We start from the raw sequence: 24,762 nt of genomic DNA on the forward strand, positions 1-24,762 counted from the left end.
GTTTGACATAGATTGGATCATGAACACACCCCAACTGAATCGCCAGATCATCCTGGATACTGAAACCACGGGTATGAACACCAGTGGCGGCCCTATCTATATGGGTCACCGCATCATCGAAATCGGCTGTGTGGAGGTGGTCAACCGCAAGCTGACCGGTAATCACTACCACGTCTATATCAAGCCGGATCGTCTGGTCGACCCGGAAGCCATCCAGGTGCACGGCATTACGGATGCGTATCTGGCGGACAAGCCTCCCTTCAGACAGATAGCTGATGACTTCATCGAGTTTATTCGTGGCGCAGAGCTTATCGCTCACAACGCGCCGTTTGACGTCAGCTTTATGGATTACGAGTTCAGCAAGCTCGGACTCGACTTCAAGACGGCAGATATCTGCAGCATCACAGATACCCTGGCAATGGCCCGGGATATCTTTCCCGGCAAGCGTAATAACCTGGATGTGCTGTGTGATCGCTACGGCATAGACAACTCTCACCGGACCTTGCACGGGGCTTTGCTCGATGCGGAGATCCTGGCGGATGTCTATCTGCTGATGACCGGTGGCCAGACCAAGCTGAATCTGGCGAGCGAAAACAGCGAAAATGAAAACAATCAGGACACCAGTATTCGGCGGTTGGAGAGCAACCGTCCCGCGCTCAATATTGTGCGCGCCAGTGCCGAGGATCTGGCACTGCACGAGGCCAGACTCGATTTGGTGCAGAAAAAAGGAGGTAGTTGCCTGTGGCGAGAGTGAGCAAGTGGTGGGGCTGCCTGCTGCTGTTAGCCTCGTTGGGCGCAACAGCGACCGAGACTGAGGTGTTTGCACCCTCCGATATTCCGTTGCTGGATAACCGTTTTCGTATTGATTCCGGGGTGAAGGAGATCACCTTTATCGTCAAGCGCAAGCCACAAACCCCTTCGGTGATCCTGGTGCGGCCCGATGGTAGCAAGCTCTATGTCGGCAAGGTCAAACCCGATGAGGTTGGCTGGCTGGCACTCCCTGAACATGACCTTATTACCCTGCGCAATCCCATGCCCGGTCCCTGGCAGGCCATTGGCGAGGTCGACCCCGATAATCGGGTGCGCATCCTCTCCGATATCCGGCTCGATATCGCGGCGCTACCGATGCAGCTCTATCAGGGGGAGCTGATCAAGCTCAAGTCATGGCTGTTGATTAATGGTCAGCCGCCAAAGGATAAATATTACCTCTCTGATCTGGGGATGACCGTCAAGCTGCAATCCTTCAGCGATGCCAGCCAGCAAAGGGTGGTGCTGGATGAGGTACTTGGCCACTATCGCGATGATGGCAAGGGGCTCGATGAAGTGCCGGGCGACGGCATCATGACCGCGGAAGTGAGCCTGCAGGATATTCCCGCCGGCAAGTACCGCGCCATGTTCAGCACCGGTAATCAGGTGTTCGTGCGGGCCCGTTATCAGGACATCCTGCTCTATCCCTCTCCGTTTGCCTATAGCCTGGCGCCGCCTTCAGAAGAGTTGGGCGCCAAACTTTCACTGCTGATTGATCGTGATGAACTGGATCCTGCCTCTGTGGTGGTTAAAGGTCGTGTGACCAGTAATGCGGGGGGGGATTACGCTTTTAGCGAGATGGCCATTGAGCCCAAATTGGACATTGATCTCTCCATGATCACCGCGGTCGGGCAACATGTGGTGAATGCCACCCTGTATGGCACCACCCTGCAGGGCCGTGAGCTGAAAATTACCTTACCGGCTAAAACCTTCAACATCTTTCCACCGCCACCACCTCCTGAGCCTGTGGTGGTAGCGCCAGTGGCCTCCAGTGCTGCAGCGACTGATGAAGTACCAGAAAAGCAAGGTATAAGCTGGTTAGTCTGGGTGCTGGCCGGTGGCGGGGTGTTATTGGCCGTCATACTGGGTGGGGTCGGATTTGTGGTGGTGCAAAAACGGCGGGCTCTCAAGCGAGCCCTGGCTGCGGCGCAGGCTGAAAATCAGCAATCGGCGCAACCGGCCGCCAAGCTGGATCTTAACTTGCCAGAGCAGTGATGAATCGGTTGCCGCATCGGTGCGCAACTATGTTGCCCCACAAATGGTGAACCACAATAGAACACGGGAGGCAGGATCGACTGGTTTATCGCCAGTAGATCCTGCCTCCCGTTTGTTGATATGAGGCGCCATGGCGCCTCATGGTGTTGTTAGCGTGCCGCTTTGACCGCCAGACCCAGCTGCCACACCGCCATGGCGTAGTGGGTGCTGTGGTTGTAGCGGGTGATGGCGTAGAAGTTGGGCAGGCCGTACCAGTATTGGTAGCCGGTGCCCACATCGAGACGCAGCAGGCTCGACTCGCTGTGGTTGCCCAGGTTGCTGGTGGGGGTCAAACCGGCACTGCGCAGGGTGGCGACCGGGTAGCGGGTCTGGAAGCCATGCTCATAGCCGGGCAGTTGGCCCTGACCGCGCACCGCCACCGGTTGGCCTTTCTCCCAGCCGTGGGCCTTGAAGTAGTTGGCGACGCTGCCGATGGCATCCACCGGATCCCACAAGTTGGTGTGGCCGTTGCCATCAAAGTCCACCGCATAGCGCTGGAAGCTGGAGGGCATGAACTGGCCATAGCCCATGGCGCCGGCGTAGGAGCCCTTGGGTTCGGTGGGATCCATCCCCTCGTCGCGGGTCATCACCAGGAAGGCTTCCAGCTCGCTGGTGAAGAACTCGGCGCGGCGCGGGTAATCAAACGCCAGGGTGGCCAGCGCATCCAGAATACGGGTCTTGCCCATTACCCGGCCCCAACGGGTCTCGACCCCGATAATGCCGACGATGATCTCCGGCGGTACCCCATAGATCTGTTCTGCCCGGTTGAGCTCGCTTGCGTATTCACGCCAGAAGTTGACGCCGTTTTGCACGTTGTCGGGGGTGATGAACTTGGCGCGATAGCGGTTCCAGGCACCGGTCGGGCCGGTGGGCTTGGCGGTGGTCGGCGCCTGGGCATCCATCAGGCGGATGATCCAGTCGTAACGCTCTGCCTGTGCCAGCACCTGATGCAGCTGGGCGCTGTCAAAACCGTGCTTCTCAACCATCTTCTGGACGAATCTGTCCACATTGGCGCGATTGGCGAAATCCCCTTTGCTAACCCCTTGTGTATAAACGGGTTTACTCGATGGCACCTGATTGATAAAGGCGCTGTTGGGCTGGGGGATGACCACGGGCTTGGGGGCCGGGGCGCTGCTGCAGCCACCGAGCAGGGGGAATAACGACAGAGTGAGAAGAGAGGCAAGGCGACGCATAGGGTTCTCAAAGAGACTGAAAAAAGTGCCGTCATGGTAAAACATTGTCATCCACGTGCAAGTGTTCCGTGTGCCTTGTTGGCTGCCAATTCATCGAGCGATGGATTAGCCCTCCGGTGAGGGTTGCACTGTTCAGCGAGGGGTCAGCGCGGGGTGTAACGTAGAGTGTGATAACCGCTCCAGAGCCGGGTCAGGGTAGTGATGAGGCAGAGCAGGGCAAAACCGTAGGCGAGCGGGGCGAAGGCGGCGGGCCACAGGCACATCAGCACAAAGAGGGCGATGGTCTCGCTCCCCTCGGTGAGGCCGCCCAGATAGTAGAGGGACTTGTGGTGATAGACCGGATTTTCGATCCCCCGCTTGCCCGCCATGATGGCAAATGCCAGAAAGCTCGACCCTGTGCCCATAAAGGCAAACAGCAGGGTGGCGGCGGGCAGTGCGTTGGCGGGGGCGGCGAGGGCAAAGCCCAGTACCACGGCAGCGTAGAAGATGAAATCCAGCGTGATGTCGAGAAAGCCGCCACAGTCGGTGATGCCGGTTTCCCGCGCCACGGCGCCGTCGAGCCCGTCCAGCAAACGGTTGAGCAGGATGGCCGCGAGCGCCCATGGATAGCAGCCAAGTGCCAGTAGCGGCAGCGCCAGCATGCCGATGGCAAAGCCGGTGAGGCTCACTTGATTGGCACTGATCCCGGCGCGGCAGAGCGGCTTGGCAAGCTGGGTGAGGGGGCTGCGGATCACGGGGATCAGGTGGCGATCAAACAAGATGAACACTCCTTGGTGATGAAATAAGGGTTAACAACGATCTTCGATGAGGTTCAGTATGGTGCCCGGCGCGTCTTCCGCATCGTGGGTCACCAGGATGGCGGGGATGGCCAGCGCCTTGATCTGCGCTAACACCAGCTGGCGAAAGGCTGCCCGCAGCGGTTTGTCGAGGCGGGAGAAGGGCTCATCCAGCAGCAGGGCGTCGGGTTCGGCTAACAGGGCTCGCAGCAGACTGACCCGCGCCCGCTGACCGCCAGACAGCAGTTGCGGTAGCTTGTCAGCCTGATCCGCCAGTGCGACCTGTACCAATGCGGTCAGCGCCTTTTCCCGCCGCGTGCGTTTTCCCTTGATGGTCGCAGGCATGCCGAACATCAGGTTCTCCGCCACCGTCAGATGGTCAAACAGCAGGTCATCCTGAAACAGCATGCCGATGCGCCGCGCCTGCTGCGGTAGGGCGTTGAGTAGCCGCTCGCCGAGCCTTATCTCCCCCTCCAGCCGGATCGGGCCATTTCCTGTCAGCGCGCCGGGCAGTACTCCGGCCAGCCCTGCCAGCAGGGAGCTTTTACCACAGCCACTTGGCCCCATCAGGGTCAACACCTCGCCGGGGGCCACCTGCAGGGCGGGCAGCGAGAGCAGCAGATTTTCATCAAGGTAAAGTCGAAGAGGCGTGGTGCTCAGCATATGGTTGTTTCCATCATCAGAGTTCATCGTGAGCCGCCCCCCTTGAGCGCCGGATTGATCCGCGCTGGCAGCCAGAGCGCCAGCAGATAGATAACGAGCGGCAGCAGCAGTTGCAGCAGGCCGTAGAGCCCCGCCAACCGCCGGTTGAGGCCGCTGCCAATGGCCACTGCCTCGGTGGTGATAGTGACCACCCTGCCTGCGCCAAAGAGCAAGGTCGGCAGATACTGGGCCAGGCTCACCGCTGCCCCGACGCCGAAGGCAAACAGCAGCGGGTGCGCCAGCAGCGGCGCTTTGACCTGCCACCAGGCTCGCCATGGCGTAGCCCCCAGCAGCAGGGCGCTTTGGGTGATCCGCGGATCGAACTGGCGATAGGGGCCATGCAGACACAAATAAACATAGGGAAAAACAAACAGCAGCTGGCTCCAGAGCACCCAGCCCCAGCCAATGCCGCTACTTATTGAGTCATGTGCAAGCCAATCCAACCCGAGCCGGATACCAAACAGCAGGCTCGCCTGCGGCAGCAACAGCGGCAGGCAGATAAGCCAGAGCGGCCAGGGGCGGCGCCCGGCCTGCGCCTCCAGACTCAGCACCGTCATCACCAGTGCCAGCAAGCCGCTCGCCAGTGCCAACAGCGCGCTGGTTGCCAGCAGCGGCAGCAGGGTTGGCAGCAGATCCAGCCAGTAGTGACAGCTCCACTGGCTGGGCCAGAGGGCGGGAAAGGGCCAGCGGCGCGCCAGCGACCAGAGCAGCAGGGCCGCCAGCACCGCCAGATTGAGGGTAATCAGGGTGAATGCAAAGCCTGTTGCGAGCCGGTTGGCAAAGGAGTGGGGCGCCGCCCGTTTGCCATCTAGCCAGCAGCCTTTGCCCACCTCTTGATGACACCACTCCAGTAATCTGAGCAGGGCGATCAACAGCGCCGTGATGGCGAGCAGCAGCAGGGCGCCGCTGGCGGTGGCGCCGCGCCAGAGCAGATCAGGGTCCTGATACCAGAGCCACAACCGTACCGCCAGCGGGGCGGGAGCATCGGGCCCGAGCAGCTGGGCGAGATCCACCACCGCCACTCCGTAGGCCGCCACCGCATAGATGGGCAGGCGCAGGGTAGGCCAGAGCGCTGGCAGCAGCAGGCGCCACCAGATCTGGTGTGCGCTGAAGCCGAGGCTCGCCCCCAGCCACTGCTGGCGTGCCAGCAGGATGGGTTGCTGCGCGGCCATCGCCATCAGCAACAGAAAGGGGGTCTCTTTGAGAACGAGCTGTGCAATCAGCCCGAGCCCCAGAGGATCGCGAATGGTCTGCCAATCGGGGGGCAGTTCAAATCCGGTAAGCGTTGGCGAGACGAGCCGCAGCAGCCAGCCAGAGGGGGCAAGCAGAAAGGCAAAGCCGATGGCAAAGGCGACGTGGGGCATGGCCAGCATGGGCGAGAGCAGGCGACGGAGCAGCTCGAAAGCACGGCTGTTGCTGTGAGCCAGCAGCAGGGCGGTCAACAGCAGAGTGCCGAGGGTCGAGGCGGCGCCAATCCACAGGCTCAGCGCAGCGGAGTGCCAAAGGCCAGGCTGGGCCAGCAGCAAGGCAAGATGAGAGGCGGTCATCCCCTCCGCCAGCAGTTGCCACAGCCCCGCCAGCAGAGGGATGACGAAGAGCGCCAGATAAATGACCGCCATCCCCATATTCATACTGGGGTGGCGTGTCAACCGGCACCACGGGGTGGAGCGGGAAAGCGGGTGACCAGCGGCACTCATCAGTGGCCGTAACGCTCGGCCCAGACCGCTTCCAGTTTGAGCTGCCAGCTGGGGTGAGGCTCGGCCATCGCCTTGAAGCGCAGTGCCGGTTGCCCTTTGGCGGAGTCAGGCAGCGCATCGGCCCGCAGCACGCTGGGATCGCCCCAGAATACCGGATTGGCTTTACGTGCCTGCGCCGCTGGGCTCAACAGGAAGTTGGCCACCACCTTGGCCCCCGCACGGGCGTTGGCGTTAAAGGGGATGGCGAGAAAGTGGCTGTTGGTGAGCGCGCCTTTCTCCATGGCGACCGCCTCTACGCTGGGGGGCAGGGCGCCAATCTGGACAGCGCTTTGCGCCTCCTGCGGGTTGAAGCTGATGGCCATGGCCAGTTCGCCATCATCGAGCAGCTGGCGGGTTTCGGCGGCGCTGGTGGGGAACAGTTTGCCCTTGCGCCAGAGTGTCGGGTGCAGTTGATCCAGCCAGGCCCAGAGCGGGGTTGTGATCCTGATGAACTCGGCATCGGTCGCCTCCCGATAGAGAGGGGCGGGATCCAGGGTCAGCTCCAGCAAGATCTGCTTGAGAAAGCTGGAGCCATGGAACTGGGGCGGTTTGGGATAGGTAAAGCGGCCGGGATGGGCCTTGGCCCACGCAAGCAGGGCTTCTGCCGAGGTGGGCGGGCTGGCGACCTCTTCGGTATCGACCATCAGATTGAGCTGGCCGATGCCCCATGGGGCTTCCAGCCCTTCCACCGGCAGGGTGAAGTCCTCACTCACCGGCAGGCTGCTGTCGACCAGCGCCATGTTGGGTAGCTCAGCGGTAAAGGGAGCGCCAAGCAGCCCCTGCTCCTTGAGCGCCTTGAAGTTCTCGCCGTTGACCCAGAGCAGATCGATGGGGCCGCCAGCTTGCTTGCCCGCCTGCTTGTTGGCCAGCAGTTGGCTGACGCTCTGGGCGATGTCATCCACCTTCACCTGCACCAGCTTGACCTGATAGTCGCGCGCCAGCTCCTGCCCGGCCCACACCAGATAGGCGTTGATCTCCGGGCTGCCGCCCCAAGCGTTGAAGTAGACGGTCTCTCCTTTCGCCTCCTCTAGGGTCTGCTGCCAGTTGTTATCAGGGTTGGCAAACAGCGGGCCGCTGGCCAGCAGTGACAGGGTGCACAGCAGGGCGTTGAGCCGCTGCTTGAGCTGTGAGAATGGCTTGAGCATAAAAGTTTCTCTGGTTGTCAGGCGCCACGGCGCCAGCGGTGATAACGGGCCAGCAACGCCAGCACCCGGGTGGGCTGGTGGGCCCGTTTCCATTCACCTGCCACGTATTTGTTCCCCTCCATCAGGGTGGGATAGGCGTGAATGGTGCCGAGGATCTTGCCAAGGCCGAGGCGGTGACGCATGGCGAGCACGAACTCGGCAATCCGTTCACCAGCGTGAGTGCCCACTATGGTGGCGCCAAGGATAGTATCTTTGCCCGGCACGGTCAGCACCTCGACAAAACCCTGGCGCTCCCCATCGGCAATGGCGCGATCCAGCTCGGCCAGCTCGAAGCGGGTCGCCTCGAAGGGAATCCCCTGCGCCTCGGCCTCCTGGCGATTTAGGCCGACCCGGGCAATCTCCGGCGTGGTGTAGGTGGCCGCCGGAATGACCCGATAGTCGGCCCGAAAGTGCTTGAACTGGCCAAATAGGGCATTGACCGCCGCATACCAGGCCTGATGGGCGGCGAAGTGGGTGAACTGGTAAGGGCCTGCAACATCCCCCACCGCCAATATGCTGGGGAAGTTGGTGGCAAGAAAGCCATCGACCGCTATGGTGCCGCGGGGGGCAAGCTCGACCCCCAACTCTTCGAGCCCGAAGCCGCTGATGTTAGCGACCCGACCCAGTGCCAACAGTAGTTGATCCCCTTCCACCACCTGCTTTTCTTCGCCTCGGCGCAGCTGCAGCCGGATCGGCAGATCCCCCTCGGCCGCGGGCAGGTAGTCGGCTCGCTCGGCGCGCCAGCCGGTGAGTAGCCGCACGCCATCGCGGCTTATTTGATCGGCCAGCTCGTCGGCCACTTCCCTATCTTCGCGGGGCAACAACTGCTCAGAGAGTTCCACCAAGGTGACGGGAATGCCGAGCAGGGCGAAGCTCTGGGCCAGCTCGCAGCCGATGGGGCCACCGCCCAGTACCAGCAGGCGGCGCGGCGGGGTGCGCAGCTGCCAGAGGCTATCCGAGGTGAGGTAAGGCACCTGATCCAGCCCTGGCAGCTTGGGCACCAGCGGCCGAGCGCCGGTGGAGATAACGATATGGCGGCTGGCGAGGCGCTGGCCGTTCACTTCTACCTCCCAGGGAGAGACCAGCCGCGCCTCCCCTTCGATGCACTCCACCCCAAGCCCTTCATAGCGCTCCACAGAATCGTGGGGCTCGACCTCTTTGATGACCTCAGCCACCCGCTCCATCACCGCCGAAAAATCGGCGCGGGAGTTGCTTGGACTAAAACCCAGCTGGTCGGCCTTGCGCTGCTCTGCGGCAAAGCGGGCGCTGCGGATCAATGCCTTGGAGGGGACGCAGCCGCTGTTGAGGCAATCGCCCCCCATCTTGTGCTTCTCGATGAGCGCCACCTTGGCCTTCACCGCTGCCGCGATATAGCTGGTGACCAGCCCACCGGCACCGGCACCGATCACCAGCAGGTTGTAGTCATAGCGAGCCGGTTTGCGGTAGGGGGCGAGCTGGCGCCGCAGCGCGAGGTGCGCGGTCAATTTCTTGACCAGCCAAGGCATCAGCCCGAGCAGGGTCAACGCCACCATCAGGCCGGGGGAGAGGATATTGCCGGTGCTGGTTAATTGGCCAAGCTCACTGCCTGCCAGCACATAGACGAAGGTGCCGGGCAGCATGCCAAGCTGGCTCACCCAGTAGTATGTGCTGACTCTGATGGGGGTGAGCCCCATCAGCAGATTGACCAGAAAGAAGGGGAAGATGGGGATGAGGCGCAGGCTCAGCAGATAGAAGGCCCCCTCTTTCGCCATGCCGGACTGAAAGGTGGCCAGCTTGTCGCCAAAGCGGGCCGTGACCCAGTCGCGCAGCAGAAAACGGGCGCTGAGAAAGGCCAGGGTCGCGCCGATGCTGCTGGCAAAAGAGACCAGCAGCAGCCCCCAGGCGACGCCGAACACCGCGCTGCCACCCAGGGTGAGCAGGCTGGCGCCGGGCAGGGAGAGGGCCGTGCTCAGCACATAGATAAGCACGAACAGCAGGCTGGCCGAGACAAAGTGGCTGTCGACCCATTGTGCCACTGCCGCTTGTTGAGCCTGCAAGGCGTCCAGACTGAGGTAACGGCCAAGATCGAGGGCAAAAAAGGCGCCGATAAGGCTCCCCATCACCAGCAGAAGCAGCAGGCGGGTCCGGTTCATCAGGCGTCCTTGCTGTCTGGCTGGACGGGGCGTTCCGGTTGCACCGGCAGCTGGCAGAAGCCCTGCGGCGCAATATCGAGGGCGGCGTTGAACTTGGCCGACATGTTCTGGAAGGCGATAAGGCCGGTCAGCTCAACCATGGCGTCGTCGTTGAACCAGGGCTTGAGGCGGGATGCCTGTTCATCGCTCACCCCATCGAGGCCAGTCATCGCTTCGGTGTAGTCGAGCACCGCTTTCTCCCGCTCGTCGAACAAGGGGCTTTCGCGCCAGTTGGCCAGCGCCTCCACCTTCTCGCTGGAGCCTGCCCGTTTGATCAGGGTCATGGCGTTGATGTCGACGCAAAAACGGCACCAGTTGAGTTGGGAGACCCGCACCGTTACCAGAGAGCGCAGCACGGGATCGATGGGGGAGCGCTTGCGGTTGATGACCCCGTAGAGGGTGGCGACGGCGGCAAACAGGCGCGGCGAGCGGCCCCAGCACTTGCCCGGAATGAGCACCTGACCATAGTTGCGCTTTTGCAGCCAGAAAAAGGGGCGGATAAACCAGGCATATTCCCGGTCGGGTTTGACCTCAACGCGCATCAGTTACCTTCTTGTTGTTTCACACTTACGGTTTCAAATTGGGTTTGTAGGCCTGACCCAGCCGCTCGTTCAGGCGCGTCAGGAAATCCTCGATCCGTGCCCGGTTGGTGCCCAGATCGCTTTGCCCCTGACGGGAGGCTGATCGCATATCAATACGTGTCTCTTTGGGGCCGGCAAAGACCCGCAGCGCCACATCATCCTGAAAGCCGAACCAGCCAGTGGTGACCACTGCATCCAGGCCATCCGGGCTCGGTCGCACCTGCCAGCCCAGCTCCTGCATCAGCTCTTCTGCCTCGATGACCACCTCTTCGGGGGCGGAGCGGGTAAAGAGAGGACCGGGTTTTGTCTCAAATGCTTTCAGCGGGGCGCTATTTATTGGCAGATCCTGCGCCGTTCTCAGCTCTGCCGCCCAGCGCAGCAGGGGGGGATTATAGGGATCGGTGCTCACATCGTTGATCAGCGGCATGCGCAGCGCCTGCAGCACAAAGGTCAGGGGCAGCAGCAGCGGCAAGGCGCCCCAACCGCTGGCGTAGCGGTTGCGGCTCCAGGGCAGGCGCACCAGCAAGATAAGTGAGACAAGCGCTCCGATGAGACAGATGGCAAAACCGATCCACCAGGGCCAGAGATGAAAGCGGCTGCCGAGGGCGCCAGCGAGCGGGAGTAACCAGGCCAGCAGGGGCCACAAGCAAGAGCGGGGCATAGCACGGGATCCATCGTCGAATGTGGATAATGCCGAGAAGGATAAACCTAATTGCCTGATAACGTTAGTAAATTGATGCGAGTTTGGCGTTGTTTTGGCCAGTTTTGCGAGGAGGATGCAGAGGGAGGTGAAGCCCGCCAGATGGGAGCTTCACCGAGAAAATGACCAGTTGCGATGGGGTGGCTCGCTTTAATTGCAATATTTAAGTGCGATAGAGCACTTTGATCAGGTGAAAGCCGAACTTGGTGCGCACCGGCCCCAGCACTTTGAGCAGTTCGCCCTTGAATACCGCATCGTCAAAGGGCTTGACCATATCCCCTTTGTTGAACTCCCCCAGATCGCCGCTGCGTTTTGAAGAGGCGCAGGTGGAGAAGCGCTTGGCCATCTGGCCGAAGTCGGCTCCCTTCTCGATCTTCTCCTTGATCTCCAGACACTGTTTTTCGGTCTTGACCAGAATGTGCTGGGCACAGGCTTTTTTCATCGGGGCGCTCCTGGGAGTGATGGCGAAGGTTGTTAACGCCAAGGGTGGTAGCAAATCGGGGCGCAAGAGTACCCCAATTTGCCACCGGCGTCAGCCATCACCGCCCGCCGTTTATCGGCGCTCGTCGGCCCTGTTATTGGCGAGCGCGGGTGGCCAGCACGGTGCGGGGGCGAGCTTGCCAGATGATCTCCAGCCCGAGCAGGGCGTAGAGGCTCCAGATGGCCAGCGGATTGAGCCACTCACCCCCCAGTTGCAGGGTCATCAGGGCGCAACCTGCCAGCAGCAAGGTGATCCCCGGCAGCCGCCAGTGGGCGGGCAGCGGGGCCAGCATCGCCATCGCCAGCAGAATGCCGAGGCCAAACGGCAGGTTAAGGGCGGTAAAGGCCAGTGCCTGTTGGCCGCTCATGCCGGTCAGCAGGGCCAGCAGGGCGCTGCAACAGGCGAGAAAGGTGATGAACTCGAGACGATCGGCAATATAGTCAGCCATCTGTTCGCTACGTGCATGCATGATGTGTCTCCTTCAGTTGATGGTTCAAGTGTGAGGGAGGGGCGCTTGCAAAGGCAGCGGGATAATTCGATTGCGCTGAACGAGCAATTCTTAATCCATATTTTGAATCGTCAAGCGGCAGTGAGCCGGCAAGTGGGATACGTTCGAGATCACCACGGCATCGATGCCGTCAAGCCTTGTCGTGGGGCGAGAGGTTGCTGCGAAGTCTTGGGCCGCAAGGCGCGTGCAGGGCTGACACTGCGGACGGCTCCCCTTAAGGCAGTCAGGGTGGCCTGTGGCAGAGGACTGGGCCACACCATGGTTACCAAAATGTGTGATTTGTAGCCAACCGCCTAAAAGATATGGTGAATTTGCCAATGGTGGCGCGCTGTTGCTGGCCGATGCCTATGTTAGGATAAGGTCCGCCATTTTTCTGGCGCGCATTATTGTGTCACGGCCATGCACTGCATGGCGTGCTGCGCCGCTTTCGGGTTCGGTTCGAAAGGGCGTTGGTTTTCTTCACCACAGCTTCAGGAATATTGACCTTTGACAGGATGCATTTCATCCCTGCTGGCAGGGCGTTCACTGTCCGGCCCAGCGTTTCGTCGCGGCATGTTGGTACTGGTGGTGGGCCTGTTGCTGTCGCTGGTGGCCTCGCCCGTGTTTGCCGCCAAGCTCACCTATCAGATCAAGGGGTTGAAAGGGGACAACAAGGATAACGTCGAAGCCTACCTCAATGCGCTGCCGGTTTATCAGGAGCGTCAGTACCGCCCTGCCCGCGCCAAAATCACCGAGAGTGTGCAAAAAGCGCTGCAGGTGTATGGCTACTACCAGCCAAAAATTACCCTGAGTCGCGACAAACAGACCCCGTCCAAAGTGGTGATCGAGGTGGATAAAGGGGAGCCGGTTATCGTCTCCCGACTGGATGTGTTGCTCGAAGGGGATGCCGGTAGTGATGAGCGATATAGCGAACTGCTGGACAAGTTGCCCCTCAAGGAGGGCGATCCTCTCAATCACGCCAAATATGAATCGATCAAGGCTGATCTGGGTAGCCTCGGGCTGGCCCGGGGTTACTTTGATGGCAAGTTAAGCAAGAGTCAGGTCAAGGTGTTTCCGGACAAGGGCACAGCGGAGATCTTCATTCTGTTCGAGTCGGGCCATCGCTACCGTTTCGGTGAGATCCGCTATGACGCCACCCCGGAAGCGCTGCACCTGATCCGGCCACTCATCAATATTCAGAGCGGTGATCCCTATCTCGCCATCCGCTTGGCCGAGATGTCGCAAGATGTCTCTTCCACCAAGCTATTCCGTCAGGTCGATATCAAACCGGTGCTCAGTGACGCGAGCAACTACCGGGTGCCCATCGCAGTGACCCTGGATAACCGGGTCGATCACGAGATTGAAGCGGGTGTGGGTTACGCCACTGATGTGGGGCCGCGAATGAGCGCTACCTGGGAAAAGCCCTGGGTCAACCGTTATGGCCACCGTCTGTTTGCCACTGCCAAGGTATCGGCACCGGAGTCTGAGCTCAGTTTCGATTACCAGATCCCGGTAGGTAATCCGCTGCGGGACTATTACTCGGTGCAGGCCGGTTATCAGTACAAAGACAACAACGATACCCGCTCCGATCTCACCACCGTCGGTGTCCACCGCTGGACGCGGCGACCGGAGAGCTGGGATCGGGATGTGTTCATCCGGCTGGAGAATGAGATCTATACCCAGGGCGCCGATGAGGGGAACAGCTTGCTGCTGATCCCGGGGATCTCCTGGTCCCGGCTGCGGGTGCGCGGCGGGTTGGTGCCCGATTGGGGGGATCGCCAGCAGGTGACGCTGGAGTTTTCCGACCCGAGATGGGGCTCCGACATCAGCTTTATGCGGGTGTGGGGGCGCAGCAAGTGGCTGCGGACCCTCGGCGATAACCACAGATTCCTGATGCGGGCCGAACAGGGAGCCATCATAGGTGACAGCTTCTCGCTGGTGCCGCCGTCATTGCGTTTCTTTACCGGTGGCGATCAGACGGTGCGCGGCTTTGATTACGAGACCATCTCCCCCACCGGACCGGATGGCAAGCTGACCGGTGGCCGCTACACCAGCGTGGCGAGTCTGGAGTACAACTACCGCTTCAGCGAGAAGTGGCTGGGGGCCATGTTTGTGGATGGTGGCACCTCCACCATCGATTACAGCGAACCCTGGAAAATAGGTACTGGTGTGGGTGTGCGCTGGGTCACTCCCATCGGTCAGGTCAGGCTGGATCTGGCGGTCGGAGTATCAGAGGAGGATAAGCCCTTGCGGCTGCATTTCGCATTGGGGCCTGAATTATGATGTTGTCTAAACGCTTTTTTCTTTGGCCGCTGCAGCTGTATCTTGCGCGGGGGTCTGCATTGTGATCTGGCTAAAACGCATTTTTCTCTGGCTGATGGGGCTGGTGTTCCTGCTGCTGATCGGCGTCAGCCTGCTGGGCTTTACCCATCAGGGTAACAAGTGGTTGTGGCAACAGGCCAAGGGGGCGCTGCCCTCCCTCAAGGGGGAGCTGGTGGCCGGTCAGCTTGGCTACGGCTGGACCCTGGAAGGGGCGGGCTGGCAGGATGAGCTGGTGGATGTCACGGTCGATCGCGCCGTGCTCGACTGGGATCTCGGCAAGTTGTTGCAGGGCAAGCTCTGGATAAAATCCCTGGCGGTGACCCATCCGGTGGTCAAGGTAGCTGACTCCGAGCCGACACCGGAAGAGCCTTCCGAACCCTTTGTCTGGCACCCGTTGCCGCTCAAGATTCAGATCGACAGCCTCAAGGTCGCGGATCTCGATCTGGCGGTGCCCGGCGTTGCCGTGACCCTGGGGTCGCTCGATATCGGCGCCACCCTCAATCGCAAGGGGCTGATTGTGCTCGGCCCGGTGCTCGATAACCTGAAAGTGACTCTGGATGACGCGGCGCCTGCCAATGCAGGGGCCAGCTCCACCAAGCAGTCAGCCACAGCGAACGCCAAGACCGTTAACGTAAAGCCCATTAACGATAAGAGCGCTAACGAGCAGCAAGCCGGGGCTGCGGTTGCTCGCACCGACAAGGCCAGTGCCGAGGCCGCTAAACAGGGCAAAGGGGCGCCAGTTGCAAAACTTGCAAAGGCTGCTCCCATTATCCTGCCCGCCATTCACCTTCCTTTCCCCATCCAGCTGGAAGGGGTTAGCGCGACCCGGGTGCAATACCAGCAGGGCGAGCTGATCGAAGGGCTCGACAAGTTGCTGCTCTCTGCCACTGCTGCAGACGATCGCATCGAGGTGCGTGAGCTCTCGCTGCGTCACGCCATGGCCGATCTGGCGCTTAAGGGCCATATCCAGCTCAGTGATGACTACCCGCTGGCGGTGACGCTGGATGCCAAGGCCCGCAAGGGGCTGCTGGATGGTGAGCTGCAAGGGCAGCAGTCCAAGCTGACGCTGAGCGGTTCGGTCGGCAAGCTGGGGCTGGCGTTGTCGGCCAAGGGACCGGTCGCCGCCAATCTCAAGGGCTCTCTGGCCTCGCTCGACCCGGATCTGCCTTTTGATTTGGCCCTCGACTGGAAGAGCCTAGGCTGGCCATTGCATAAGCCTGCCAAAGATGAGCCGAGTTATCGGCTGGATAAAGGGAGCCTGACCGCCAAGGGCAAGCTCTCCGGCTACCAGTTTGCCCTCAATACCTCCGGCAAGGGGACCGATGTGCCCCCCTTCAAGCTTGCGCTGAACGGGAAGGGAGATCTGGAGCGGCTCAGCAAGATCGCCTTGCAGCTCAACGCCCTCAAGGGGGAGCTGAAGCTAGATGGCAAGCTGGCCTGGAACAAGGGGATCGAGTGGCAGGGGACCACCCTGTTCAAGGGGATCAATCCGGCCGAGCTGGTGCCTGAGCTGAAAGGGACGCTGGCCGGCGAGCTGGAGAGCCGTTTCGTGATGAACGAGGCGGGTCACTGGGAGCTGAAACTGCCCAAGCTCAAGGTGGATGGCAAGCTCAATCAGTACCCGCTGGCCCTAAAAGGGGAGCTCAGCGGCAACGACAAGATGGAGTGGCAGATCCCGGCGCTCTCGCTGCAAAGTGGCCCCAACCAACTGCAGGCCAAGGGCAGTATCAGCAGCGCCCGGTGGCAGCTCGATGCCAACCTGCAGGCTCCCCAGCTGGGGGGCATCTATCCCGGCCTGAAAGGGGATATTAAGGGGCAGGTGAAGGTGAGCGGCAATCAGCAGACACCTAAAGTCGATGCAGATCTCGCCTCCGAGCGGCTCTACTATGCCGGCACCGACCTGAAGGGGATCAACCTCAAGGGCAATGCGGCGATTGGCGCCAAACCGGCCGGTGAGCTCTCGCTGTTGGTGGCGCAGCTGAAACAGGGTGAAACCAAGCTCAGTCAACTGGCCCTGAACCTCAGCGGCGATATCAGTCAGCATCTGCTGACCCTGACCATGAAGGGTGACCCGCTGGCGGCCAATCTCAAGCTGGGTGGCGGCGTGCGCGGGGATCACTGGCGCGGGGCGCTCTCCGAGTTGCAGCTGAAAACTCCGCTGCGGCGTTGGGACTTGAGCTCCCCCTGGGCGCTGGATCTCGATCTGCCGCATCAGCGGCTGGCGATGGGGGATCTCTGCCTCGGCTCCCAAGGTGCCAGCCTTTGCGTCAAGGGGAGTCAGGTCTCCGCTGCGCAAGGCACACTGGAGTTTGCCCTGAGCGAGTTTGATCTCAAGCGGTTGCGCCCCTGGTTGCCGGACAACTTCCGCTGGCAGGCGATGCTCTCGGCCGACGGCCGTGCCAGCTGGCGTGGCAATCAGCCCACCCTGCATGCGGTGGTGCGCACCACGCCGGGCACCTTTGTCGCCGATGGCCTCAAGACCGACTATCAGCAGCTGGCACTGGCCCTTGATTTCGAGCGGCAGCAGGCAGCAATTCGCCTCGATTTTGCATCCAAGCAGATCGGCAATATCGATACTGAACTGCTGATCAAGGAGCCTGCCGGTCGCGGTCTGCTCGGCGGTCAGCTCAAGTTTGACGATCTCAAGCTCAATACCTTTGCGCCACTGATCCCTGAGGTGCGCTCCTTGCAAGGGATCATCTCCGCCGATGCCCGTTTCGACGGCACACTGGCGGCGCCCCTGCTGTTTGGTCAGCTCAACCTGCGTGACGGTGAAGTGCAGACTCACTCCGACATGGTGACCCTGACCAAGCTGGTGACCCGCCTCAAGATCGAGGGTAATCGCGCCGAGCTTGATGGCTCCATGCTGGTGGGTAAGGGACCGCTGGCGTTGGGCGGCTGGCTCAGCTGGGCCAAGATGCCGGTCAGCGGCAGCCTCACCATTCAGGGCAAGGATCTGGAAGCGCAATATCCGGGCATGGGCCGGGTCAGAGTCTCTCCCGATATCGCCGTGTCGTTGGGAGAGGAGACCCGCATTACCGGTCAGGTGGATATTCCCTGGGCGCGCATTTTGGTCAAGAGCCTGCCGGATTCGGCGGTGGCGGTCTCCGATGATGTGACTGTGGTCTATGACGATCTGCCCCCTGCACCTCAGCAGGCCAGCCTGCCGCTGGCGATGAAGGTGGCGATCCGGTTGGGGAGTGATGTGAAGATCGATGCCATGGGGCTGAAGACCGATGTCTCCGGCGGGATCAATCTTCGGCAGGATCCTGAAAAGCCTCTGGCAGGCAATGGCCAGCTGGTGTTGACCAATGGTCGCTTCAAGGCCTACGGTCAGAACCTCATCATCAAGGAGGGGCGGATCCTCTTCTCCGGTCCGCTGGATCGGCCGTTCCTCAACATCGAAGCCAACCGTGACCCAGCCACCATCGAGGGTCAGGTAACGGTCGGGGTGCGGGTGACCGGCCCTGCCAGCAAGCCGGAGATCAATGTCTACTCCGAGCCGCAGATGGCGCAGTCGGAACAGCTCTCCTATTTGCTGCGTGGCAAAGGGTTGCAGACCGGCGGTGAGGATGGCGGTTTCAACGGCCTGCTGGTGGCCGGTGCGGTGAGTCAGGCCAACGGCGTGGTGTCGAGCATTGGCGAGTCGCTGGGGATGAGCGATGTCTCCCTCGATACAGCGGGCAGCGGTGACAACACTCAGGTAACCCTGTCGGCCTATCTGCTGCCGGGCTTGCAGTTCCAGTACGGGGTTGGGGTCTTCAGCCCTATCGCCGAATTCAAACTGCGCTACGAGGTATTGCCACGGCTCTATCTGCAGGCGATGAGCGGGGTAGCCCAGGCGGTCGATATCTTCTATCGCTTTACCCTGTAACGCTTCGCCCTGTAACCGGGCAGACATGAGAGTAAACGGGAGGCGCAGGCCTCCCGTTTTTTATTGCGCGCTCGGCAGCAGGCAAACGGTGATAAAGGTTGGCAGTGTAGAGGGATAGCGGATTGAGAGGCCCAGAAATGCGAAAACCCGGCACCAGGCCGGGTTTTCTAAATGATGGTGGAGGGAGAAGGATTCGAACCTTCGAAGGCAGAGCCGTCAGATTTACAGTCTGATCCCTTTGGCCGCTCGGGAACCCCTCCACGGGGTATTACTTACAACTTGTCGCACTTGAAATGGTGGAGGGAGAAGGATTCGAACCTTCGAAGGCAGAGCCGTCAGATTTACAGTCTGATCCCTTTGGCCACTCGGGAACCCCTCCACAAGTGCGAGGCGCATACTAACAGATCTTCCGCTTTTGGGAACCCCCAAGCAAAATTTTTCTATTAAAAGAATTGGATTTATGGCCGATAACCAATGAAATCGTCATTTTTGAGAGTTATCTCATGCTGCCCAGTTCAATTCGTGATCACTTACTCGTCGATGAGGGGCAGTTGGGGCAACGGCTTAACCGTGACCTGCAACATGGCGATCGGGCGGATTTTCGGCTGCATCTGGCCCTGCTTACCGACGCGGTAGAGGAGCAACCCTGGTTCGATACCAAGCCGACAGCCAGTGCCGATGACCGTGACTGGCGCGCACACTTTGAGCTGAGGCCGAGTGTTGTGCTGGTTGCTGATGGTCAGGAGACCGATTGCAGTGCCATCAATGAGCGGCTACAGCAGGGGGGGAGCATGATGGATGTGCGGCTCTGGCTAGCACTGCAAAGACCAGCCCTGATTACGAAACCGCCGTTATTTGATGAGGCAGTCTATGACAACCTGTCACCGCTGGCGCGGGAGCGGCTGCAAGGCGCTCTGGCGGTGGTGCCGCGTCAAGAGGATCCGCTGGTCATGCTACCGATCCTTGAGCGCTTGCAACAGGGGGTAGATACCCGTCTGCACTGGCTCGGTTGATGGTGGGCGCACTGACGTGGGGGCCACAGAATCGGTCAATCACAGGCAACAAAAAAGGCGGGATATCCCGCCTTTTTGCACGCTGTCCTTTGCTCTTGAGTGCCACCTTGTTACGCGTCAGCTTCATCCGTTTGCGGCTGATCCTTCAGTCCGGCGTTGGCTCGACGGGCAATCGGTTTTGCGGTATGACGGTTGAGCTGGCGCTCCAGTTTTTGTCCCAGTTCATTGATGGCGGCGTAGAGATCCTCATGCTCTGCCTGGGCAAACAGTTTGCCGTTGGGGATGCCAGCACTGGCTTCGACAGTGAACATCAGGCGCTCTTTGGAAACAATCACATGGGGAGTGATGAGAGGTACCTGAAGACGTTCGAGCTTTTCAAAACGTGATTCAATGCGCTCGCGGATAGCCGGGGTAATGTCGATGATTTTGCTGGTGATTTCGATTTTCATATTGGCCCCCTTCGGGTCGTCTTGCTTGTGTCTTCACCTTCAGATTACTCATTGGTAAAGATGAAAATGTGATCTGCATCACGAAGCTTTGCCTTTGCTATTCAGTAACTTGTAAATTGTGATCTTTCTCGGTTTCGTGCCAAAAACAGCTTGAGCTGCATGAAACTGGCAGGCAGTATGACGGGAATAGGATCGTTTCTGTCCCTTCTTGGCAGCACTTCGTGTCGACCTCATGTCCGGTTTCCACTGCTTGATATCGCATGTTTGTACTCTTCCCCGCTAACCGTTGGTCTGATGATGGCTTCTGGGGAAGTTGCGGTGCCCGCTTGTCTGGACATCAAACGTAGTCGGTTGTCTGGTTGGAGTGGTAAATGAAGCAGCAAGCCACGCAGGTCATGTGGTTTTTCAATCGGGAACAGGATCAGTGGAGTCTTTCTGATCAGGGTTCCTACCAACAGTGGCAAGGGGAAGGGAAGCATCCCTGGTCCGATCGCCTGCAACCGGAAGATGAAGCTGGCTTTGCCGACTTTCTCGCCCGGCTCCATGAGTCACATCTGCCGGAACAATTTATCGGTCATCTGAACGATGGCAAGGGTGTTATCAATCATGTGCTCTGGAGCGCCCAGTTTGTGCCCCATCAGCAGGTGTGTTGTGGTTGGTTGGCGCCCCTCGATTCAGTCAACAACGTGGCGAGCTCGCTCAATATCTCCCTGCCGTTACTGCAAACCACTCTGCTCACCCAGCTGGCGCAGGCGCTCTCTGCCCGCACCGGGCTCGATTTTTTCAGCACCTTGGTGAGTCAACTGGCCCATATCCTCAAGGTGGATGTGGTCTGGGTGGGGGAGCTGTGCGGTGCTGACCGGGTCAGAGTGCTGGCCGCCGATGGGCTGGCACTCAAGGAGTACCCCTTGGCGGACTCCCCCTGTCAGGAGCTCTACAAACAAGGGGCCATCTGTTTCGAGGTGATCGACGAGTCGCACGACTATCAGCCCTGGCTGGCGGCCGGGCAGACTTATTATGGTCAGCCGCTGTTTGATGCCAGAGGCCAGTTGCTCGGTCATCTGGCGCTGCTCTATTCGGCGCCAGCGGATATAGCCAATCTCAAATCGGTCCTTAATACCTTTTCGGTGCGGATGGTGGCCGAGCTGGAACGGTTGCAATCTGATGCCCAAATGCGACTTTCTGCCGTGGCTTTTGAAACTCACGAAGGGATCATCATCACCGATCCCGGGTTCAAGATCCTGCGGGTCAACAATGCTTTTAGCCAGATCACCGGCTTTGAAAGCCAGGCGGTGCTGGGCCTGCAGCTGGAAGAGGATCTCTGGCCCAATCTCGGGGGGCTGGGTTACGAGCTCAACACCCTCAGTCGTTGGCAGGGGGAGACCCAGCGTCGCCACGTCGATGGCCACACCTATCCCCAGTGGGAGATAGTGACGCCGGTGCAGGATGAAAAAGGGGTGATCAGCCACTTTGTCATCTGTTTTGAGGATATTTCAGAGCGCAAGGCGGCCGAGAAACGGATCCAGGATCTTGCCTATTACGATGAGCTGACCGGCCTGCCCAATCGCCGCCAGCTGCACGAAACCCTGTTGCAGACCTTCAATGAGGCGACTCGCAATGGCTTGGTCGGGGCGCTGCTTTTTATCGATCTGGATCACTTCAAGACCATCAACGACTCCCTCGGTCACGCCACTGGCGACTGGCTGCTCAAAGAGGTGGCCACTCGCCTCAAACGGTTGGTGCGGCAAGGGGATTGTCTTGCGCGCCTCGGCGGTGACGAGTTTGTGCTGCTGCTACCGTCCCTGTCTGCAAGCCCACCGCAAGCCGAGATGCAGGCCGATATCATTGCCGAGCGGCTGATCAGTGAAATTGCGGCCCCCTATACCTACGTGGGGCAGGTACTGCATATTGGCGCCAGCGTCGGTATTACCCTGTTCCCTGATCGGGAGCAGGGGGTTGATGATCTGCTCAAGCAGGCGGATACCGCTATGTATCAGGCCAAATCTGCTGGCCGCAAGACCCGCCGCTTCTTCGATGCGTCGATGCAGCAACAGGCGGATCGCCGTTTGCTTATTCACAATGAGCTGCGCAATGCCCTCAGTCAGCAGGAGCTGACGCTTTACTATCAACCGCAGCACATGGTTGAGGGTGGCGACATCATTGGCGTCGAGGCGTTGATCCGCTGGCAGCCAGCCGGACGCGCGCTGGTCTCGCCAGCCGAGTTTATCCCCATTGCCGAGGAGACGGATCTGATCGTCGACATTGGTAACTGGGTGCTGCACGAGGCGTGTGCCCAATACGTGCTGTGGGAAGAAAACGGCATCCACATTCCGCAGATCTCGGTCAATGTCAGTGCCAAGCAGTTTCACGCCACCGATTTTGTCGAGCGGATCCACGATGTGCTGGCGCAAACCGGCATGGATCCCGCGTGCCTCAATCTGGAGATCACCGAATCTGTGGTGCTCGGCCACGCCGAAGATACGATTAGCAAAATGACTGACCTCAAGGGGTTAGGCATCAGCTTTGCCATCGACGATTTTGGCGCCGGTTACTCCTCCCTGAGCTACCTCAAGCGGTTGCCCGCCGACGAGCTCAAGATCGATCGCTCCTTTATTCAGGATATTCCGAAAGATGGCGACAACATGGCGATTGTCGAGGCGGTGATCGCCATGGCCCGCCATATGGGCTTCAACGTCACGGCGGAAGGGGTCGAGTCCCGCCAGCAGCTGGAGTTTCTCAAGGCACAAGGGTGTCATTTCTATCAGGGCTATCTCGCCTCCAAGCCTTTGCCAGTGCCGTATCTGGAGAAATATGTACAGCGGCTGACCAGACCGGAGCAATTGCGCGAAATACAGCTGAGCGATGTAGAAAAATAGTCCCTTCTCCCCGCTGTAGCGCTGCCCGGCAACGGGTAGAATGAGAGGCAGTAGAACCACCGCCAACATAGGCGGTGTATTGCCCTCAATGGAGATGCTCAGTGAAAGCTGTATGGGGAATTATGTTAGCGGCACTGTTTGTGCCGAATCTTATGGCACAAACGGCAGACCAGACCCTATACCGTCAGGCCTATGAGGCTGTACGGGCAAATGATCAGGTCCGCTTTCAGCAAATTCGTGCCCGTTTGACCCATTATCCCCTGTTACCCTATCTTGATTACTATCAGCTTGCCTTTCGCCCAGGGGCTGCCGAGTACAGCGATGTGACCCGCTTTATTCGTCAGCACGGCGATACACCGCAATCGAACCGGCTGGAGCGCAGCTATTTGACCTATCTGGCCCAGAGCCAGCAGTGGTCGCAGTTCTTGCGCTTCTATCCGGCCAAACCGAGCTCCACTGACCTGCTCTGCATGCACTATCAAGCCGGTTATTACACCGGCAAGAAAAAAGAGGCATTACGGGGGGCGGGTGAGTTGTGGATGAGTGGTCAGTCACGTCCCGATGCCTGCTCCCCGTTGTTCCAGCTATGGCAAGGGGCAGGGCTGCGTACTCAGGAGAAGATCTGGCAACGGATGACGTTGGCGTTTGAGGCAGAAAATCCCAATTTGATCAGTCACCTTGGCGCGACCTTGGGGAGCGGATTGCAGCCCTATGGCGATCAGATGGTGACCCTCTTTGCACAGCCAGCCAAGGCGATGAACCCTGCTTACTTCAGCACTAACCCTTACTCTAAAAAGTTGCTGTCACTGGGCTTGGCCCGTTATGCCAATCAGGAGCCGGAATCGGTGCTGCGGCAATTGGCCTTGTATCGTAGCCAGTTTGGCTTGAGCCAGAGTGAGCAGAAGCCCATCGAGCGGGCCATCGCTCGTCGTCTGCTGCTGGATCGCGCCATTGTCCAGCGCAGCTGGGTCGACAGCACGGTCAAGCGGTTGGCGGATCCCGATATCACCGAGCTGCGTGCCCGGCTGGCCATCTGGGAGCAAGACTGGCGTAGCCTGTCCGGTTGGGTAAAATTGATGCCGATGGCCCGCCAGAAAGAGGATCGCTGGCGTTATTGGGCGGCTCGCTCGCTGGAGGAGCAAGGGCAGAAAAAACCGGCCCATGACCTTTATCTCGAAACCGCCAACCTGCGGGGTTTCTATGGTTTCATGGCGGCGCAGCGCACTGGTATACCCTATCGCATGAAAAACCAGAGCGCCAAGCAAGTGCCTGATTGGCGCAGCGCCAGCCAGCGCTGGCCGTTTTTACTGCGGGTACGCGAGCTGTTGTCGATGAACGAGATTACGGCGGCACGCTCGGAGTGGATCCACAATATGGATCGCAATCCGGTGGCCCAGCGCATCGAATTTGGCCATATCGCCCTCAATCAGGGCTGGCATGAACTGGCGATTCTCTCCAGCATTCGTGCCGAGGCGTGGGATGCCCTCGAGCTGCGCTTTCCCAAACCCTACCGACAGACCTTCAGCCAGATAGCGCGGGAGCGATCGGTGAATATGAGCTTGTTATACGCCATTTCCCGTCAGGAGAGTGCGCTTTATCCCCTGGCACAATCGCCGGTGGGGGCCCGTGGTCTGATGCAGCTGATGCCCGCAACGGCAAAGGAGACCGCAGGCAAGCTGGGGGTACCTTACCGCAATGAGCAGCAACTGTTTGATCCCGAGCTCAATGTGCGTCTTGGCAGCGCCTATCTCAAGCGGTTGCTGGATGTCTACGATGGCAACCGGATCCTCGCTGCCGCCGCCTACAATGCCGGGCCGGGCAGAGTAAAACGCTGGCGTGACCAGAGTGACAACAAGCCGATGGATGTGTGGGTCGAGAGTATCCCTTACAAGGAGACCCGTAACTACGTGCAGAACGTGTTGTCGTTCGATCTCATCTATCAGCACAAGTTGCAGCAACCGCTGCGCTTTATGTCTGAGCGGGAGCTCAATCACGCCTATTGAGCTGGGTGGTCCTCAATGGCCCCCGCTGTTTTCATCAGGCTGATGTCTGGACCGCGGGGTAATATTGCGTTACCAAGTGAAACATCTCTAGTGACCTGGCGCAGGTAATTGTGCCAGGGCTCAGGGTATACTCGGGCGTCGGTACCGACAGGT

Annotated in this window: 18 protein-coding genes and 2 tRNA genes; 7 read left to right on the forward strand and 13 right to left on the reverse strand. The window is 59.9% G+C overall.

Features of this window, described 5'->3' with window-relative positions; translation table 11 throughout:
• Positions 1 to 19: 19 nt before the first annotated feature.
• Both dnaQ and BN1135_RS11605 read left to right on the forward strand, forming a co-directional pair.
• Complete coding sequence (gene dnaQ, locus BN1135_RS11600; RefSeq protein ID WP_042021228.1) at positions 20 to 754, forward strand: DNA polymerase III subunit epsilon; 735 nt, start codon at positions 20 to 22, stop codon at positions 752 to 754.
• A complete protein-coding gene (locus tag BN1135_RS11605) occupies positions 751 to 2,022 on the forward strand; it encodes a TIGR03503 family protein (RefSeq protein WP_042021230.1) in 1,272 nt (423 codons plus the stop codon). Before dnaQ ends, BN1135_RS11605 begins: the two co-directional genes overlap by 4 nt.
• A 149-nt stretch (positions 2,023 to 2,171) precedes the next feature.
• On the opposite strand, the gene mltB is transcribed toward BN1135_RS11605, so the two are convergent.
• From mltB to BN1135_RS11655, 10 genes are all read right to left on the reverse strand, one after another.
• Positions 2,172 to 3,254, reverse strand: a complete 1,083-nt coding sequence (mltB, locus tag BN1135_RS11610; RefSeq protein ID WP_042021377.1) for a lytic murein transglycosylase B — start codon at positions 3,252 to 3,254, stop codon at positions 2,172 to 2,174.
• A 143-nt stretch (positions 3,255 to 3,397) separates the two neighbouring features.
• A complete protein-coding gene (locus BN1135_RS11615) occupies positions 3,398 to 4,012 on the reverse strand; it encodes a CDP-alcohol phosphatidyltransferase family protein (RefSeq protein ID WP_042021233.1) in 615 nt (204 codons plus the stop codon).
• A gap of 30 nt (positions 4,013 to 4,042) precedes the next feature.
• Positions 4,043 to 4,693, reverse strand: coding sequence for an ATP-binding cassette domain-containing protein (locus tag BN1135_RS11620; RefSeq protein WP_042021379.1), 651 nt, complete (start codon positions 4,691 to 4,693; stop codon positions 4,043 to 4,045).
• Between the two features lie 23 nt (positions 4,694 to 4,716).
• Positions 4,717 to 6,351, reverse strand: coding sequence for an ABC transporter permease (locus BN1135_RS11625; protein ID WP_139245217.1), 1,635 nt, complete (start codon positions 6,349 to 6,351; stop codon positions 4,717 to 4,719).
• A gap of 77 nt (positions 6,352 to 6,428) precedes the next feature.
• Positions 6,429 to 7,613, reverse strand: a complete 1,185-nt coding sequence (locus BN1135_RS11630) for an ABC transporter substrate-binding protein (protein ID WP_042021237.1) — start codon at positions 7,611 to 7,613, stop codon at positions 6,429 to 6,431.
• A gap of 17 nt (positions 7,614 to 7,630) precedes the next feature.
• Positions 7,631 to 9,784 (reverse strand): FAD-dependent oxidoreductase, encoded by a 2,154-nt coding sequence (locus BN1135_RS11635; RefSeq protein ID WP_042021240.1) that lies wholly within the window; start codon positions 9,782 to 9,784, stop codon positions 7,631 to 7,633.
• Entirely contained in the window at positions 9,784 to 10,365 is a 582-nt protein-coding gene (locus BN1135_RS11640; protein WP_042021242.1) for a carboxymuconolactone decarboxylase family protein, read from the reverse strand. The genes BN1135_RS11635 and BN1135_RS11640 overlap by 1 nt, the downstream gene beginning before the upstream one ends.
• 25 nt (positions 10,366 to 10,390) lie before the next feature.
• A complete protein-coding gene (locus tag BN1135_RS11645) occupies positions 10,391 to 11,065 on the reverse strand; it encodes a DUF1499 domain-containing protein (protein WP_042021245.1) in 675 nt (224 codons plus the stop codon).
• A 202-nt stretch (positions 11,066 to 11,267) separates the two neighbouring features.
• Entirely contained in the window at positions 11,268 to 11,546 is a 279-nt protein-coding gene (locus BN1135_RS11650; RefSeq protein ID WP_042021247.1) for a peptidylprolyl isomerase, read from the reverse strand.
• A gap of 133 nt (positions 11,547 to 11,679) precedes the next feature.
• Entirely contained in the window at positions 11,680 to 12,054 is a 375-nt protein-coding gene (locus BN1135_RS11655; protein ID WP_042021249.1) for a hypothetical protein, read from the reverse strand.
• A gap of 525 nt (positions 12,055 to 12,579) precedes the next feature.
• Here BN1135_RS11655 and tamA point away from each other — a divergent pair.
• Together tamA and tamB are read left to right on the forward strand one after the other, a co-directional pair.
• Positions 12,580 to 14,355 (forward strand): autotransporter assembly complex protein TamA, encoded by a 1,776-nt coding sequence (gene tamA, locus BN1135_RS11660; RefSeq protein ID WP_042021250.1) that lies wholly within the window; start codon positions 12,580 to 12,582, stop codon positions 14,353 to 14,355.
• A 61-nt stretch (positions 14,356 to 14,416) separates the two neighbouring features.
• Entirely contained in the window at positions 14,417 to 18,268 is a 3,852-nt protein-coding gene (gene tamB, locus BN1135_RS11665; protein WP_042021253.1) for an autotransporter assembly complex protein TamB, read from the forward strand.
• Between the two features lie 175 nt (positions 18,269 to 18,443).
• Here tamB and BN1135_RS11670 read toward each other — a convergent pair.
• Positions 18,444 to 18,528 (reverse strand) — tRNA-Tyr (locus BN1135_RS11670).
• Positions 18,529 to 18,562: 34 nt separating this feature from the next.
• A tRNA-Tyr gene (locus BN1135_RS11675) sits at positions 18,563 to 18,647 on the reverse strand.
• 124 nt (positions 18,648 to 18,771) lie between these two features.
• Between BN1135_RS11675 and BN1135_RS11680 the strand changes: the two genes are divergently transcribed.
• Positions 18,772 to 19,281, forward strand: coding sequence for a VC2046/SO_2500 family protein (locus BN1135_RS11680; RefSeq protein ID WP_042021255.1), 510 nt, complete (start codon positions 18,772 to 18,774; stop codon positions 19,279 to 19,281).
• A 110-nt stretch (positions 19,282 to 19,391) separates the two neighbouring features.
• Here BN1135_RS11680 and hpf read toward each other — a convergent pair whose 3' ends face one another.
• Positions 19,392 to 19,730, reverse strand: a complete 339-nt coding sequence (hpf, locus tag BN1135_RS11685; protein ID WP_042021257.1) for a ribosome hibernation-promoting factor, HPF/YfiA family — start codon at positions 19,728 to 19,730, stop codon at positions 19,392 to 19,394.
• A 371-nt stretch (positions 19,731 to 20,101) separates the two neighbouring features.
• On the opposite strand from hpf, the gene BN1135_RS11690 reads away from it, so the two are divergent.
• Positions 20,102 to 22,606, forward strand: a complete 2,505-nt coding sequence (locus BN1135_RS11690) for a putative bifunctional diguanylate cyclase/phosphodiesterase (protein WP_042021258.1) — start codon at positions 20,102 to 20,104, stop codon at positions 22,604 to 22,606.
• A gap of 101 nt (positions 22,607 to 22,707) precedes the next feature.
• Entirely contained in the window at positions 22,708 to 24,609 is a 1,902-nt protein-coding gene (locus tag BN1135_RS11695; RefSeq protein ID WP_042021260.1) for a transglycosylase SLT domain-containing protein, read from the forward strand.
• Positions 24,610 to 24,762 lie beyond the last annotated feature (153 nt).

This window comes from Aeromonas sobria (genome assembly GCF_000820145.1).
GTDB classification, from domain to species: domain Bacteria; phylum Pseudomonadota; class Gammaproteobacteria; order Enterobacterales; family Aeromonadaceae; genus Aeromonas; species Aeromonas sobria.

What these genes read in the sequence shown, in the direction of transcription:
- BN1135_RS11625 (WP_139245217.1), bottom strand. Translation starts at nt 6,351, where the DNA reads ATGGCGGTCATTTATCTGGCGCTCTTCGTCATCCCTCTGCTGGCGGGG.
- mltB (WP_042021377.1), bottom strand. Translation starts at nt 3,254, where the DNA reads ATGCGTCGCCTTGCCTCTCTTCTCACTCTGTCGTTATTCCCCCTGCTC.
- BN1135_RS11630 (WP_042021237.1), bottom strand. Translation starts at nt 7,613, where the DNA reads ATGCTCAAGCCATTCTCACAGCTCAAGCAGCGGCTCAACGCCCTGCTG.
- BN1135_RS11635 (WP_042021240.1), bottom strand. Translation starts at nt 9,784, where the DNA reads ATGAACCGGACCCGCCTGCTGCTTCTGCTGGTGATGGGGAGCCTTATC.
- hpf (WP_042021257.1), bottom strand. Translation starts at nt 19,730, where the DNA reads ATGAAAATCGAAATCACCAGCAAAATCATCGACATTACCCCGGCTATC.
- BN1135_RS11680 (WP_042021255.1), top strand. Translation starts at nt 18,772, where the DNA reads ATGCTGCCCAGTTCAATTCGTGATCACTTACTCGTCGATGAGGGGCAG.
- BN1135_RS11650 (WP_042021247.1), bottom strand. Translation starts at nt 11,546, where the DNA reads ATGAAAAAAGCCTGTGCCCAGCACATTCTGGTCAAGACCGAAAAACAG.
- BN1135_RS11645 (WP_042021245.1), bottom strand. Translation starts at nt 11,065, where the DNA reads ATGCCCCGCTCTTGCTTGTGGCCCCTGCTGGCCTGGTTACTCCCGCTC.
- dnaQ (WP_042021228.1), top strand. Translation starts at nt 20, where the DNA reads ATGAACACACCCCAACTGAATCGCCAGATCATCCTGGATACTGAAACC.
- BN1135_RS11655 (WP_042021249.1), bottom strand. Translation starts at nt 12,054, where the DNA reads ATGCATGCACGTAGCGAACAGATGGCTGACTATATTGCCGATCGTCTC.
- BN1135_RS11640 (WP_042021242.1), bottom strand. Translation starts at nt 10,365, where the DNA reads ATGCGCGTTGAGGTCAAACCCGACCGGGAATATGCCTGGTTTATCCGC.
- BN1135_RS11620 (WP_042021379.1), bottom strand. Translation starts at nt 4,693, where the DNA reads ATGCTGAGCACCACGCCTCTTCGACTTTACCTTGATGAAAATCTGCTG.
- BN1135_RS11690 (WP_042021258.1), top strand. Translation starts at nt 20,102, where the DNA reads ATGAAGCAGCAAGCCACGCAGGTCATGTGGTTTTTCAATCGGGAACAG.